The organism is Nocardia sp. NPDC051756, from assembly GCF_040681495.1.
Taxonomy (GTDB): domain Bacteria; phylum Actinomycetota; class Actinomycetes; order Mycobacteriales; family Mycobacteriaceae; genus Nocardia.
This window is the reverse complement of sequence record NZ_JBFAYV010000005.1, coordinates 173,271-187,881: the sequence shown is the minus strand read 5'-3', so window position 1 is coordinate 187,881 and position 14,611 is coordinate 173,271. Positions and strand designations below refer to the sequence as shown.

General features: G+C 63.7%; 14 protein-coding genes. 10 read left to right on the top strand and 4 right to left on the bottom strand.

Translation table 11 applies throughout. From position 1 onward, the window contains the following. Positions 1-435: 435 nt before the first annotated feature. Together AB0M22_RS22810 and AB0M22_RS22805 are read right to left on the bottom strand one after the other, a co-directional pair. Complete coding sequence (locus AB0M22_RS22810) at positions 436-1,095, bottom strand: DUF6198 family protein (protein WP_364730221.1); 660 nt, start codon at positions 1,093-1,095, stop codon at positions 436-438. An 86-nt stretch (positions 1,096-1,181) separates the two neighbouring features. Next, positions 1,182-2,939 carry an adenine deaminase C-terminal domain-containing protein gene (locus AB0M22_RS22805; RefSeq protein WP_364730218.1) on the bottom strand — a complete coding sequence of 586 codons (1,758 nt, stop codon included), beginning with the start codon at positions 2,937-2,939 and terminating at the stop codon, positions 1,182-1,184. Positions 2,940-3,099: 160 nt separating this feature from the next. Between AB0M22_RS22805 and AB0M22_RS22800 the strand changes: the two genes are divergently transcribed. After that, positions 3,100-3,999, top strand: coding sequence for a LysR family transcriptional regulator (locus AB0M22_RS22800; protein ID WP_364730216.1), 900 nt, complete (start codon positions 3,100-3,102; stop codon positions 3,997-3,999). Positions 4,000-4,094: 95 nt separating this feature from the next. Here AB0M22_RS22800 and AB0M22_RS22795 read toward each other — a convergent pair whose 3' ends face one another. After that, positions 4,095-4,358 carry a DUF6308 family protein gene (locus AB0M22_RS22795; protein ID WP_364730214.1) on the bottom strand — a complete coding sequence of 88 codons (264 nt, stop codon included), beginning with the start codon at positions 4,356-4,358 and terminating at the stop codon, positions 4,095-4,097. A 44-nt stretch (positions 4,359-4,402) separates the two neighbouring features. On the opposite strand from AB0M22_RS22795, the gene AB0M22_RS22790 reads away from it, so the two are divergent. Beyond that, positions 4,403-4,906, top strand: a complete 504-nt coding sequence (locus AB0M22_RS22790) for a hypothetical protein (protein ID WP_364730211.1) — start codon at positions 4,403-4,405, stop codon at positions 4,904-4,906. A 63-nt stretch (positions 4,907-4,969) separates the two neighbouring features. Here AB0M22_RS22790 and AB0M22_RS22785 read toward each other — a convergent pair whose 3' ends face one another. Beyond that, the gene (locus tag AB0M22_RS22785; RefSeq protein ID WP_364730208.1) at positions 4,970-6,169 is read right to left on the bottom strand and encodes a hypothetical protein; all 1,200 of its coding nucleotides are present in this window, start codon (positions 6,167-6,169) and stop codon (positions 4,970-4,972) included. Here AB0M22_RS22785 and AB0M22_RS22780 point away from each other — a divergent pair. From AB0M22_RS22780 to AB0M22_RS22745, 8 genes are all read left to right on the top strand, one after another. Beyond that, positions 6,168-6,692: a hypothetical protein gene (locus AB0M22_RS22780; RefSeq protein WP_364730205.1), complete on the top strand. Its 525-nt coding sequence runs from the start codon at positions 6,168-6,170 to the stop codon at positions 6,690-6,692. The genes AB0M22_RS22785 and AB0M22_RS22780 overlap by 2 nt on opposite strands. A gap of 600 nt (positions 6,693-7,292) precedes the next feature. Then, complete coding sequence (locus AB0M22_RS22775; RefSeq protein WP_364730202.1) at positions 7,293-8,189, top strand: NAD(P)H-binding protein; 897 nt, start codon at positions 7,293-7,295, stop codon at positions 8,187-8,189. Then, the gene (locus AB0M22_RS22770) at positions 8,186-8,815 is read left to right on the top strand and encodes a CPBP family intramembrane glutamic endopeptidase (RefSeq protein ID WP_364730200.1); all 630 of its coding nucleotides are present in this window, start codon (positions 8,186-8,188) and stop codon (positions 8,813-8,815) included. The genes AB0M22_RS22775 and AB0M22_RS22770 overlap by 4 nt, the downstream gene beginning before the upstream one ends. A 315-nt stretch (positions 8,816-9,130) precedes the next feature. Beyond that, complete coding sequence (locus AB0M22_RS22765; protein WP_364730198.1) at positions 9,131-10,183, top strand: hypothetical protein; 1,053 nt, start codon at positions 9,131-9,133, stop codon at positions 10,181-10,183. 24 nt (positions 10,184-10,207) lie between these two features. After that, positions 10,208-10,954: a class I SAM-dependent methyltransferase gene (locus tag AB0M22_RS22760; RefSeq protein WP_364730195.1), complete on the top strand. Its 747-nt coding sequence runs from the start codon at positions 10,208-10,210 to the stop codon at positions 10,952-10,954. A gap of 194 nt (positions 10,955-11,148) precedes the next feature. After that, complete coding sequence (locus tag AB0M22_RS22755) at positions 11,149-12,123, top strand: ParB N-terminal domain-containing protein (RefSeq protein WP_364730192.1); 975 nt, start codon at positions 11,149-11,151, stop codon at positions 12,121-12,123. A gap of 386 nt (positions 12,124-12,509) precedes the next feature. Continuing rightward, complete coding sequence (locus AB0M22_RS22750; protein WP_364730189.1) at positions 12,510-13,193, top strand: hypothetical protein; 684 nt, start codon at positions 12,510-12,512, stop codon at positions 13,191-13,193. A gap of 97 nt (positions 13,194-13,290) precedes the next feature. After that, positions 13,291-14,586: an MFS transporter gene (locus AB0M22_RS22745; RefSeq protein WP_364730186.1), complete on the top strand. Its 1,296-nt coding sequence runs from the start codon at positions 13,291-13,293 to the stop codon at positions 14,584-14,586. The last annotated feature ends 25 nt before the right edge of the window (positions 14,587-14,611 follow it).

Here is a 14,611-nt window from a genome sequence, read left to right as displayed (position 1 = left end):
GAGCGCAAATCAGCACGGATCGACGTGCTGCGGGTGCTGACAGAGATCGGAAGGTGCCGGGGCCACCATCGGGCACCGGGAAAGGTCTGCTCAGCAGCCGTGGGCTACGCGACCCGGAGTCCAAGCGGTCCGGTGAGCGAGGCGACGCAGGTCAGAGATGGTCGACATCCGACTTCGCTCCCTTCCGGCGGCTCAGGACTCGGTTGGCTCAAAATTACGTCGCGGAAAGCCATCGGTCAAGCGGATTCGCGGAGACCGGGGACAGCTGTAGGAATGGACGAAGATCTGATCCCGGCCCACCGGGATTTATCGGCTGATCGTACGAATGGTAACGGCGGCAATGGTTCTCGATCACCAGCTGCCGGCGTCCTCCGTCGCGGAAGCACCGAGGCGCCGCGGGTCGGAGGACACCGGACACTGTGCGTCACAACAAGACTATTCCGCCACGGGTTCGGCGACAGCAGGGGCGAGCGCCTTCCGCGCCGCGAACTTCTTGTAGAGAAAGAAGTACACCTTCACGTACTTTCCGACGAGGATGGCGTTGATGATCGTGCCTTCGCGAATGAAATGCGGCGCGCCTAGAAACATCAGCCCGATGCTCGCCGAAAGGGCAAGCAAGGTGCAGTCGAACACGGTCTTGATGTTTCCCCACTTCCGACCGGTCTTCCGCTGAATGGTGTTGACGAACAGGTCGATCGGCATCAGCACCAGATTGGCGCGGATCATCAGGAAGAGGCCGAATGCCAGCATCGCGTCGGCGACGAACAACAGCGCCAGATCGGCCAGGTACGGCTCGAGTTCGATCCATTCGGTGAGCATCAGGTTGAAGTCGAGCAAAAAGGCCAGGACCAGTGCCGGGATCATCGAGAACAGGTTGCCTGCCTTGAATGCCCTCGGCCAGACCAGGAAGGTCAGGACGAGCATGATGACCTCGAGCAGGAGATTGAAAGTGCCCTGGCTGAGCGGGGGAAGCACCAGCGTCATCGTGCGGGTGAGGCTGCTCTGCGGCGAGATGCCGATCCCCGCCCGGATGGCCAGGCTGAGGCCCAGCGTCAGGATATAGATTCCGGCAACGTAGGTGATCCAGCGCCGCACCTTGTTTCCGGTGTCGACGACTCCTGCGTCTTTGTCGTGCTGCATGACGTTCGCATCTCTGTTGCGGTGATGGGGAAATCTCGGAGCTATTTCATGAATCCGAAGCGGTCGAGCGAGATGAACAGGGTCAGCAGTTTGTTGACCACCGGCTCGCCCTCGTTGTGATTGCCCAGCTTCGTCAAGGCGTCGTCGATCGAGCGGGTCGCCTCGACGAGTTCGGCGAGGTCCATATCGGCCATCACGCCGTAGAAGTCCAGCGGCAGAGTGGCTTTCACCTGCCGGTCCGCGGTCACGACGCAGCCGCCGACGAGACCGTCCAGCCGCTCGAGGTTGTCGCACATCTCGGCGCTGTCGGTGCCGACCACCACGAAGTAGGCCGACGGCGCGGGCCAGAACGTGGAGACCGCGCCGCGGTCGATCGAGACACCCTTGAACAGGCCGTTGACTATATGCCGCGCACCATCGGCGTAGCGCTGCACGATGGAGATCCGGTTGAGCCGCACCCCTTCGTGTTCGGGTACGACCGCGCCGTCACGGTACGGAACCCACACCTCCTGTGCGAACGCGAGATGCCCGCGCCCGTACACGTCGAAGAGCAGCACCTTCGCCTGAGTTCCGTTGTCGGACAGCTCGAGCGGAGCGAGATCGAGCTGTTCGGCACGCAGGTCGCCGAGGCCGGGTTTCGGTTGCTTGGCCAGCACCGAGTAGTCGATGCGGACCGGGGCGAGCAGCTTACGGTCCTTCGCGACGAGCTCGCCGCCCTTGAACACGTAGCGGGGGTTGATCTTGGAGAGGCTGTCGGTCAGGACGATGTCGGCGAATCGTCCCGGGCTGAGTGAGCCGAGATCCCGATCCTTGTGGAAAGAGCGTGCGGCGTACAGCGTGCCCATCTTGATGGCTTTGATCGGCGGCATGCCCATCTCGACAGCCAAGGACACGACCCAGTCGATGTGGCCTTGCCGCAGGACGCGATCCACCGAGATATTGTCGGCACAGAGCGCGAAGTTCTCGGCGGGCCAACGGCGTTTCACGATGGCGCGCAGCATGGTTCGAATGACCTCGGGACTACCGACGCCGAACTTGATCTGAGTATTCAGGCCATAGCGGATGCTTTTCTCGATGTCGTCTTCGTTCCAGACGTCGTGGTTGTTGTCGACGCCGATCGCGGGCATGTAGTTGAGCAGCATGTCCGACAGGGACGTGACGCCCCAGTGGCAGTTCACGAATCCCGCGTTCGCTCGTCCGAGCGCTGACTTGCGGAAATCGTCGGCGTTGCCGGTCATATAGGACAGGTGGGCCAGTTCCCCCAGTCCGATGACCGGGTCCATCGCCAGCATCGCCTCCGTGACCTCGGGCGAAGTCTTCTTTCCCGGTGCGAAGGCATAGAGCCGGTACGGGAGCTTGTCGTGGTCGGCGAACAGCGCGCGGGCGGCGTCGACTGCTTCCGCGCCTGCCGCGCTGGCGAAGTCGAGGGTCTCCCCGAACACCGTGGTCGTTCCACTGGGCACGATGGCTTCGCCGAACGCCGCCGGGTGCGCGAGCTGGGATTCGAAATGCAGATGGGCATCGATCAGGCCGGGGATGGCGTAAAGGCCCTCGCCGTCGAAGGTTTCGCGGAACCGCACGATCGATTCGTCCGGGTTCAGCGCGATGATGCGCTGCCCGTGGACCAGTAGCGATCCGGGATAGACGGTTTCGCTGTGCACATCGAGGATATTGAGGTTGCGCAGCAGCAGGTCGGCTTCCCGCTCGCCCTCCAGGATGCCGAAGATCGTCCGTACGTGATCGTCCTGGGCGGCTACGTCCGTGCGTGGCGCGTCGGTCGTCGAATCTTGTTTGAGCACTGCGGTCCTCACGTCGATGTTCAAGTACTTGCAGGTGAAGGCGGCCGATACGGCGGCCCATTGCCTGGTACTGATAGAACGCGATCGGCACCGTTGCTGACAAGCATCCGTTTTCGCACGACATGTACTCTTTTTTCGTACACATTGCCCAGGAGGTGCGGTGCTCCACTCGCGGTTGCTGCAGTACATCGACGAGGTAGCCCGGCTCGGGTCCATCCGCGCGGCCGGCGCCCGGTTGCATGTCGCACCATCGGCGATCAACCGGCAGATCCTGCTCCTCGAAGCCGAACTCGACCAACCACTGTTCGAGCGCTTACCCCGCGGTATGCGCCCCACCCCGGCCGGCGAAGCGCTGCTCGCGCATATTCGGCGGACGCTTCAGCAATACCGCGAGACGGTCGCGGACATCCGCGATCTACACGCCCTCGGCAGCGGTGAGGTCGTGATCGCCACCATGACCGGTCTGGCCAGCAGCGTCGTCGCCACGGCCGCGACGATCTTCCGCGCCCGGCACCCGCAGGTCCGGATATCGATCCGCACCATGACGGCGCTGGACATCCTGCGGGCGGTCGAGAACAGCGAGGTCGATCTGGGTCTCGGCTTCAACATCCCGGCATCGACGCAGATCGAGGTCTGCTGGCAGACGAACACCCGCCTCGGAGTCGTTGTCTCCCCGCAACACCCGCTCGCCCATATGGACACGATCCCGCTGGCTCAATGCACGCCGTATCCACTGATCTTCGCCGACCGCTCCATGGTGATTCACGGCATTGTCGCCGAAGCCTTCGCCAAGGCCGACCTCGACATCGAACCGGCGTTTCACACCAATTCGATCGAGACGATGAAACGGCTCGCCACCTCAGGCGAGGCTATCGCCTTTCTCAGCGAGTTCGACATCGCGGAGGAACTGCGCGACGGTCGCTTGGCCTTCTGCAAGGTTCGTGACGCTTTCAGCGACAACATCGTCTCTCTCGTGCGCCGGACCAAACACGGCCACGGCCTGGCCGGCTTCCTACTCGCCGAGGAGATCGTGGGCGTATTGCAGCCCGATCGAATCTGATGTCCGGCAGCGGAATCTATTACACCGGATTTCGTGGGGATTGTAATTCGGCGGACCGTGAAACACGGGTCTACCGGATCTGGGGGCTACGGCCACTACGAGGATCCCCGATGGCGCAACGCCTCCCATACCGGCACGAGATGATGATTGCGGGTGCCGAACACTCCGGCGACGACGCTGTCCCAGATCGGTAGCAGGCGAGGCCGTTTGCGTGCCAGTAGCTTCGAAGCGGTGGTGCTCGGATTCGTCGGCGAGGTCTCGGTCGGGTCCGATCTGTTCGAGCAGCGCACTGTATCGGCCTGCGTGGGTATCGAGCAGCGTGGTGGCCTGCACAGTCTGTCTTCATGAGTGGAGGGCATCCCGGATGCGGCCGCTCCTGACACTCTGATGCGACAATGGCCTGATGGTGTGGCCGGATTTTGGGAACTTTTCTGACGCAGACATGCTGGTGTGGCATATACCGATGCAATCCGGTGCTATGCCGGTGCTTGACGCTGAGGGTATCAGCCCGCCCGGAGCTTGGGTGGAGGCGCTGCATGCCGTTTCGCGGGACATTCGATGCCTGCAGTACGGGGGCCGATTCGACAGCGGTGATTTGGTTTGGGAACTCTCGGTCGACGGTAGCTACACCGTTGGACTGGGATGGCTACGCCCCGGTGGGAGCGATTACTGGGTCAAGCGTGAAGGCATATCGATGGATGCATCATATGCGGTAGCGGCCGTATGGGCGGCTGGTGTGGCTCAGGCTGAACTCGTCGGTGGCCTGGAAGTTGTGCATTGGCCCAGTAGGGGTTGGAATCTGCTGACCGCGCAATTGATCGACGAGTTGCCTGTGTGGATTGATTCATCTGACGGGTCGGTGATCAGCAACATCGGGATGTTGTGCGAAGCGGGAACCAATTGGTAGTTTTCGAGCATCGGAACGGCTGTGTGTGCTCGGTGTAAAATGCGCCGAGCACACACGATGCGGCTACCGGATGCGGAAGATGTAAGTCATGTAGTACTCCGCGATTGTGATGCCGTAAGCAAGTGTTCCATTGCCTGCCTTTTGTCGTGTCTGGTTCTCGAATGAGCACCCCATCATCATTTGATAGTCCTTGTTGTCGTCGTGTCCAGTCGGAGCGAGATGGTATCGATAAGTGATCGGTAGGCCTTTATGGCGCTCGCTGTTGTCCTTGAACAAGAAGCGTCCCGTGCTAGGTGCAAACGAGTAGGCGACGCAGTCTTTTTTCGTATTCAGTCCGTACGCGGCCTTTGTGAGAATGTACGTTTCGCTGAGAGACCAATCCAAGGTAAGTAGTCGGGTGTCCATTCCATCCGCAGCCCTCCTGGCTCCGAATTCTCCGCGAGTAACGTTGTGTCTGTACTCATCGCCCGAATAGAACTCGATCTGGCCGTTGTTGCGTGCTGCTTTTCCACCTGAGGTGTTGGGTTGTGCATAATCTCGTTCGACGGTCACTACATGGTGTTGAAAAACTTGTTGCGGCTGTCCATTTTCGTCGTACTGATCTGAGCTCGGATAGCCCAACGAACCGGTTTCGTAGCCAGAAAACTCCCAGGAATTCAGTATCGAACCGGTGATTGGCCAGGCGCCATAGGTGGGATGCCAGGAGATGACACCGTTCTGGAAGCGCGCCATCTGACCTAGGCCATCAGGGAGAGTGCGTTTGTGGTCTTCGGTGAGGTAGCCGAGGAAACTGCTGCCAGGGGTTAGTCCGCCAACCGAGTTGTATTTGTCGCGCAGTGGACCGTTCTGGATGGCGGAGCCGATGGCGTTCTGGAATGCGACGTAGATCGCACCCTGCTGAAACTCCTGCCGGCGGCCGCCGTCAGGAAGCACGATCTCGTCGGTGGTGGGGTACCCGAGCCATCCGGCTTCGTACTGGTGGATGCCCCAGCGGTTGAGGAAGCTGTTGACCACGGGGTGTGCGCCGGTTGAGGCGGACCAGTAGATGGGCCCGTTCTGGAAGGTGGAGCGTTTACCGGCACCGTCGGGATTGGTCAGCTCGTTGGAGGTCGGAAACAGCAGGAAGCTGTTCGGACCACCGAGTTCGTTGTACTTGTCACGAATCGCGCCACACACCTCATACGGTGCCGGCCAATACACCTGACACCCGTCGGTGACCCGCGCCGAACGCTGCTGCGGGCGGGCCAAGAGCGCGGCCTCCATGGTCTCGGCCTTGTCCGCCTGCTCCTTGCTGAACCCGCCCGGGACCTGCTGGCAGTCCGAACGCATCCGCCCCGGCACCACGCTCGACTGGGGATTGCTGGTGGGTTCCCATTTCTGCGGAGCCGCAGAGCGAGCCCCGGGAGCGCACGCGGGACTCGCCGGTGTGTTGGGCGGCGCCGAGGGTGTGGTCGGCACCGACGGTGTTGACGTGGCCGGCGAAGGTAACGGCGTTGTGGGCGAGGGTGATTGCGGCACGCGGGTGCCCGGCGTGGTGGTCTTGCCCGGCGACGGTGAAGGCGGCGGCAATGGCGAGGTGCTCGGCGCCGCTGACGATGATGTTGGTGGCGGGCTCGTTGTCGGATCCGCGATCCCGGATTGCGCCCCTGCCATGAGTAGCAGCACCGCGGCGCCAGCCACACTGGCGCGCAACATAATTCGATGCCTCACCCCACGCCGCCGAGACAGCGAAATCGATGAACGCGTCATCCTGCTTCCCCCCTCATATTTGATTGCCAGTCCCTAGCTGGCGTGCGCTCAGAGTCCCATGCGGGTGCAGTCTCTGTCACCGATGCCGCAACTGGGGAAATCCCACGGACCCTCCCTCAGCCAGCCCGAAACCCAGGGACCAGGGGCGGTACTGTGGCGAGCTGATCCGGTGCCGGCGACGCCGCTGCCGCCTGATGCCGCGGGTAGGCGCGATGTGATCCGCCGAGGAGCGGCGACCGAGGGCGACACTGCAGTCCTGAGTGGGCGACCGAGAGCGCCTGTCCAGCAAATGGGCCCGAGGAACTTACTCCGCACGGGCCTGGGGTGATCGAACTAGACGGCGGATGGACCGCCTTCGGTCCCGGAGCGGGGGCGTTGTAGTCGGAGACTGTGGCGGCCATGTTTTGTGCGTCGAGTCGGCGGGCGCGCCGGGCTGGATCGCGAGATGCGCCACGGCCGCGACGGAAGCCGGGCATGCACGTCCGCGGTTCGAACGTGACCCGGTTCGCTATGTCTAACCTCTCACAAACGGTGCAGAATCGACTCGCCGACCGGAGACCTGAGTAGCCTGGCGAATGCTGGGCACTACTCCTGGCGACAGTCGATTCGACACGCGAACTACGGACAGGATGGTCCGATGACAGTGCTCGTTGCAGGATCGACCGGCTTCGTCGGCCGGAGACTATGCCCCGAACTAGTCGATGCGGGCCACGAGGTCCGTGCGATGACGAGACATCCCGAGTCCTACCAGGGCAGCGGTGTCCCGGTCGGCGCAGATGTTGCCGATGTCAACTCGTTGCGCACCGCCATGGCCGACTGCACCGCTGCTTACTATCTCGTCCACTCACTCGCGGAAACAGATTTCGAGCGCCGTGATGCCGAAGCGGCCCGCAACTTCGGCCGCGCCGCCGCAGCGGCCGGCGTGCAGCGGGTCATCTACCTCGGAGGCCTCGGCGAGGACAACGACGATCTGTCCGCGCATCTGCGCAGCCGACGCGAAGTCGAAGGACTGCTCGCGGCCGGCGGGGTACCGGTGACCACGCTGCGCGCGGGGATCATCGTCGGCCACGGCGGTATCTCCTGGGAGATCACCCGCCAGCTCGTGGAACACCTGCCCGCCATGATCACACCCCGCTGGGTGCGCACCCGAACTCAGCCGATCGCGGTCGACGATGTAGTCCGCTATCTGGTCGGGGTTTTGGCCGAGCCCGACACTGCCGGGCGCACCTTCGAGATCGGCGGCCCCGACGTGCTCGAGTACGTCGACATGCTGCGCCGAGTCGCGCGGATCGAAGGACGCCCACTGGTCGTGGTGCCCGTTCCGCTGCTCTCGCCGCGGCTTTCGTCGTTGTGGCTGTCCCTGGTAACCGATGTCGACACCACCACCGGACGTACGCTCGTCGACTCGATGTCCAACGAAGTTGTCGTCCATGACACCAGCATTCGGGATTTCGTCCCCTTCGAACCGCTGAGTTACGCGGATGCCGTCCTGCAGGCACTCGGCGAGCGCGCCAAAGCCAGTCACGCTTCATGACCCGCAGACTCGCCTCCGCTCGAACCCTGGCCGCACGTCGACGGCGGGTGGCCGCGATCGCGGTCGCGGGAACCGGATTACTCGGCGCCTCGTTCGCGGCCGAACCGGATTCTGCCGAGTTCTACCGGCTCACCCTGGCCACGGCGGCAACCTGGACCCTGGGCGGTAGCGCACTCGGTACTGACACCGACAAACCCGAACGTCCGGTCCTCGCTCCGGTTCTGATCGGTGCGGGCACCTTCGTGGTCTTTTATGGATGTGCCCTGATCGCCCGTCGAATCCCATTCCTGCGCAAGGCAATCGCCGGCGTCCTGCAATACGCCGAGCGCGGCCCCACCCCGCCGGTGCTGTTGATCACCCTGGCCAACGGCGCGGCCGAGGAGATCTTCTTCCGCGGCGCGGTGTACTCGGTCGCCGGCCGGCACCCGGTGCTCGTTTCGACCGGCATCTACGCCTGCTCCACCGCGGCGACCCGCAACCCCGCGCTGGTCTTGGCCTCGGTCCTCATGGGCACGCTGTTCGGCGTGCAACGCCGAGCTACCGGCGGGATCCAGGCACCCCTACTGACCCATTTGACGTGGTCGATCCTGATACTTCACTACCTGCCGCGCTTGTTCCGCAGTTGATCACGAGCTACGGCACACGATCAACTAGTAGCCCGAGCTGATTCGCGGGCGGGATAGGTGGTTGCGCGGCTCTGGATGGGCAGGGGCATCGGGTGCGGGCGGTTCAGTTGCCGTCGACCTCGCTCGGGGTCTATAGATACGACCGCGGCAGCGTTGTGGCGGAAAACTTGGCATAGCAACGCAATTGGGTTGCCGGTACAGTCCGGTTCCATCCCGGCGCTCGTGGCGCACCGAGGTTCGGCGGCGCGGGATCGGTCTGGGGGGAGCTTTGCGATGGGTGGTCGACGTCGAGTGTGGCGTCCTGGGCGGTTGGTCGTGCGCGACGAACCGCCGCGGGGGGCGGTGCTGTTCCCCGTCGAGCCGGTCGCGCTGCGGGATCTTGTGCAGCGCAGCGGGATGGGTTTCTCCGACGTCGTCGCCCTTGCCGAAGTACCTGCGACAACGCTCAACCGCCTGTGGAAAGATCCTGGCTGGAATGCCAAGGCGAGCGGTGCGACGCTGCATCAGCTGGTCGCGGTGGTGCCATTGCTGGCGGAGTACCTTGCCGGAGTGGGGTTTACCGCGAGGGCCGAGCGCCACCTTCGCGTGCTGGCCGCGGCCGGGATCGAGGTGCGCTTTCCGAGCCGGGTGGAGGCGGACGAGACCACCGCTCTGAGCAATGCACTCGGTGTAGCGGCGGCGATTTCGCAGGGCGGCCGGGGGGAGTTGCTCCGGCGGTTGGGATTGGGCTGGAACCTGGGACATGACCGGTTCATCGACGCGCTCTTCGATCCGGGACCGGAGAGCCTGATCAGCACCGGCGGCGAGCAACTGCTGTCCGAGGCGGCCGCTGTGCAGGCGGCGGCGCAGCAGACCTTCTCGGTTTCGGACATGGTCGGCTCCGGGGTGCTGGCCCACAAGTTGACGAAATACGGTGCCCTGGAAGGAGATCGGAAATATTCGGAGCAAACCATGCACTCGGCGTTCGCCCACCGCAGCCAGGTGATCGGTGGGTTGCTGCGCGATGACGACATGGATCTCATGCGTCGCTACCGCCGTGAGGTCGAGGCGGATCCGCTACTGGTGCGCAACGAGCGCTGGTCGCTGCTGACCTTCGGCAGCGGTCAGCAGCTACCGAAGGACTTCTCGTTGCCCGCGATAGCGCCCAGTGTCTATACCGAGATCGTTCGCGACGCGGTCACCCTGAACGAGAGCTACCTCATGTACCTGACCAGTGTCGCGGTGCCCGGGTTGTGCTCGATCCGGCCGTTGGAAGCGTCGGTGCGCAAGCGTCTCGCTGCGGCGTTTGCCGAGCGGCTCTCCGCTGGTATCTCCGATGCTGAACTGCGCCGCGATGTTTCGGCACTGCATCGTCGGCTCCTTGGATGATCGAACCGAACGAAAGGTTGACGGATGCTGGGCGACGAGCCGATTACGCGGGCCTATGACCGCAATGCCGGATACTGGATTTCGATGATCCGCGCGAGTGCGGACCCCTACCAAACGCAGATCACCGACCCGGCCCTGCTGGATTCGATCGGTCAGGTGACCGGATTACACATCCTGGACGCCGGGTGCGGTGAGGGATACCTGGCCCGGAAGCTGGTCGATCTCGGTGCGGCCGGGGTGACCGGGGTCGACACCTGCCGTGCTTTCATCGACGCCGCGATCGAGGCGGGGACGCCACGGTGTCAGTTCGTGCACGCCGATGTCGCCCACCTGCCGCTGCCGGACGACAACGTGGATCTCGTGGTAGTCAATCGATTACCGCATGGCCTGACCAATGCCGGCCTGCGGTATCACGAGTTCGCCCGGGTGCTTCGCCCGGGCGGGCGGCTGGTGATTGTCGGGCAGCACCCCTGTTTCTATGGCGCGGGAGCCGAACGAAGCCCCGCTGCCGACGACCTCACCGTCGATAGTTATTTCGACAGCCGAATCGTGCGTCAGCACTTGGATGTCGCCGACCAGATTTCGCCGGTACCCTCGGTGCAGAAGCTGTACTCGCTGGAGCAGTACTTCGGAATGCTCACGACCGCGGGCTTCGTCATAGTCGGCTTGCGCGAACCGCGGCCGACCACCGACCAGCAGCGCGCGGACCCACTGTGGCGGACCCGGTTCCAACGACCGCTATTTCTGCTGATCGAGGCCGAACTCCGCTGATGTTCTATAACAAATCGTTATCCGGAATGCAATAGCCCGTTCCGTTATCGGCTGTAGGAGTGTCCCTCGGCGTGCGGGTGTTGCACACTCTTGGCTGTCGACACGTCGGTGGCACCCGACTCTCGTAAGAGAGCTGCCTAAGTGTCGGCGGCAGGATGGTGACTGGGATCAGCCAGGGACTCGCAGGGGAACTAATGAGCAAGGCAATTAGTGTCGATTCCGAACTACAGTTCTGTTCGAATATCGTCGACCTTCCGGTCTGCGACGTGCTGCCCGCGGATTCGCCGCCGCGAACGGCGGGGTGGGATGTGCGTCATATACGTATGCTCGCCGAGTCCGCGACCGCGTTTCCCCCGATTGTCGTTCATCGGCAGACGATGCAGGTCATCGACGGCTGGCATCGGTTGCGGGCGGTTCAGTTGCGCGGCGAAACAACCATTGCGGCCGTGTTTTTCGACGGCGCCGCCGCCGAGGCATTCGTTTTGTCGATAAAACTGAATGCGGTACACGGCTTGCCGTTGTCACTCGCCGATCGGAAAGCTGCCGCGCTCCGTATCCTGTTGTCGTATCCGGACTGGTCGGACCGATCGATCGCGGTCATTGCCGGGATCTCGCACTCGACCGTTGCCGCGATCCGGAGCCGGGCGACTGGCGAATTCGGCCAGTCGACCGGCCGGATAGCACGCAACGGTGTGCTGCATCGATCCAACGGACCGCAGGGTCGTCAACGTGCTGCCGAACTGTTCACTGCCGACCCGAACGCGTCGGCGCCGAAGGTGGCAATGGCGGCCGGCATCTCGGTCACCACGGCCAAAGATGTGCGGAAGCAGTTGCGGGCCGGGAAGACGGCCCCCGCGCACGGTGACGCCGCTGCCCTGGCGTCCATCCCCCGAGAACCGGGTGACACCGCCGGGCACGTTCGGACGCATACGCCACAGCAGGACGACGCTGTCGAGACGTTGGAGCGGCTGCGCAGAGACCCCTCGCTACGTTTCACCGAAACCGGGCGGAAACTGCTGCGGTGGCTGGGGACGCCCTTCGAGGACGGGATCGACTGGAACTCCATTGCGCACAGCCTCCCGAACCACTGCACGCACAGCGTTGCCGAACTTGCGCGGCGACGATCTCGGGAGTGGCAGCGACTGGCAGATATACTCGACCAACGCTGATTGCGTCGGCTCGGTTCTCGCGTCGATTCTTTGAATTGCGCATTTCTATTTATTTCCAGCATGCCGGCGTGCCTGCTGCGGTAATTGCCGGTAGCGCTGATCTGTAGCGGCAGCTCCTGGTCGTAGCCGAGGTGGAAAGCTTCTCGGGTAACACAGTCGAGCATATCGATGATTCTCAATTCCTGGGCGCGCAGCGGCTTGCGCAGGCCCATTCGCACCCGTATCACGATCGAACACGACGGCATTGCCGCCTACCCGGTATCGGTGGCATTCTTGTGCGGGGTTGGCCTTCGGGCCCAGGGGGCTTCAGTCCGGTCTGGACCGGATTTCATTGGGTACGAGAAGCCAACGAGAAATAGCACGAACTGTGAATCGGAGTGTGACCCTTGAAAAGCAACGCCTCAGTGGCCATCGTCGGCCTCGCCGCGACCGTGCTGTGTTCGTCCGCTTCGGCCGGAGCCGATACCGGCGCGGCGGAGATCGGGTACTCGGCAAAGGTTGTCGATAACTCGGTGGTGCTTACCACCACCGGCGGATCATTGACGAGTGATGGCAGCGACTTCCAGTTACGCGGGGAAGACGGTGAGCTGGTGGCTTCGCTTCCGCTGTCTTACCACCTGGACGGTAAGCGATGGCCTATCTCGGCCACCATTGCCGGCAACAACGCGGTGCTGATACCCGACCGCGATCCGAGCCATGCGGTGGCGGACCCGGCGGGGGCGGAACAGCTTTCACATATCGCCCTCGACCCGCAATCGCCCGAATTCAACGGAGCTATGGGGGCATTCTCCACTCAGGTCAATCTGGCTATAACCATGGGAGCGCTGCTCGGTACGGCCGTCGGCGGCGGAATCGGTTGCCTGGTCGGCGGCGTGGTCGGCGCGGCGGCCGGGGTTGTCGCGACGATCGGGGTGTTGGCGATACCCGGATTCCTCGGTGGATGTCTGGCCACCGGACTGATCGGCATCACGCTCGGCGCAGCGATCGGTTCGGTCGCGCTCGGCGTGCCCGCGGCCATCGTCAGCGGCCTGCTGTTCGTCGACGCCCTCAATCGACCGCCCACGAAGTGAACTTCTGCCCGCCGATCGCGTTGCTCCCCACGGACATCGAACGTGTCGCGACGGGGCCGCATGCTGATCCTCGAACTGCACCGGGAACGGGGACGGCGTGACTGACAATGTCCGTGACGTCGACGACCTACGCGGCCAGCGGTCCTTACGACCGCTGGCCGGGGTCCTTGCGGCGATGGCGGTGGCGCTGACCGGCACTCGGATCTCCGCGCTCGCACTGCCCTGGTTCGTGTTGGTCACGACCGGCAGCGCTACCCAGACCGGGCTGGTCGCTTTCTGTGAGATGACGCCCTATGTGGTGGTCAAGGCATTGAGCGGGCCGCTGATCGATCGGATCGGCGCGCGGGCCGTGTCCTGGACCACCGATCTGGCCAGCGCGGCCGCCGTGGCCGCGGTGCCCGTGCTCCACGCACTGGATCTGTTGTCCTTTGCGCTGCTGCTCGCCCTGGTCGCGCTGATCGGCGCGATCCGAGGTCCCGGCGACCTGGCCAAAGAGATCATGGTCCCGGAGGCGGCCGAACGCGGCCGGGTCCCGCTGGCCCGGGCCACCGGCCTGTCCGAGATGGCCGAGCGACTCACGTCCACCCTCGGTCCGGCGGCCGGCGGCGCCCTGGTTGTGCTGCTCGGGCCCATGGCCGGGCTGGCCGTCAACGCGGGCTGCTTCGCCCTCGGATCAGTGATCATCGGGCTGACCCTGCCCCGTGACATGGGGCGTTCCCCCGCGGTGGCGCCGTCACCGGATGCGGAGAACGAACCGGGCTACTGGCGACGGTTCGGCGAGGGCTTCACTTTCCTGCGCGGCGAATTGTTGCTGCTCACCGTCATCGTCACCATCGCGATCACCAATCTGCTGGACGCCGGATTCTTCATGGTGGTCGTGCCTGTGTGGGCGAAGGAATCCGGCAACGGGCCGGGCGCGATCGGTCTGCTCGGCAGTGTGATGGGAGCCGCCGCGGTCGGCGGCAGCCTGCTTGCCGCGGTGATCGCGCACCGGTTGCGGCGCCGGGTGGTGTTCTTCGCCGGATTCCTGGTGGCCGGCGCACCGAAATTTCTTGTCCTCGCCTGCGGTGCGCCGATGGAGCTGGTACTGATCGTGTTCGCGATCAGTGGATTCGGTTCCAGCTTCCTCAATCCGGTACTGGGAGCTATCTATTTCGAGCGAGTGCCACGACCGATGTGGGGCCGAGTCGGCGCGCTGGGTAGTTCGCTGTCTTGGGCCGGTATTCCGCTCGGCGGGCTGATCGCCGGAGCCTCGGTGGCTTTCGCCGGACTCGTTCCGGTGCTGTTCGCCAGCGCGGCCGTCTACTTCCTCACCACCACCCTTACCGGACTACGCCCGGAATGGCGCGAAATGGACGACAAGGACCGGCCAGGCATACGGCAGTGTCAGTAGTCGATCCAGTAAATCGGCAACGCGG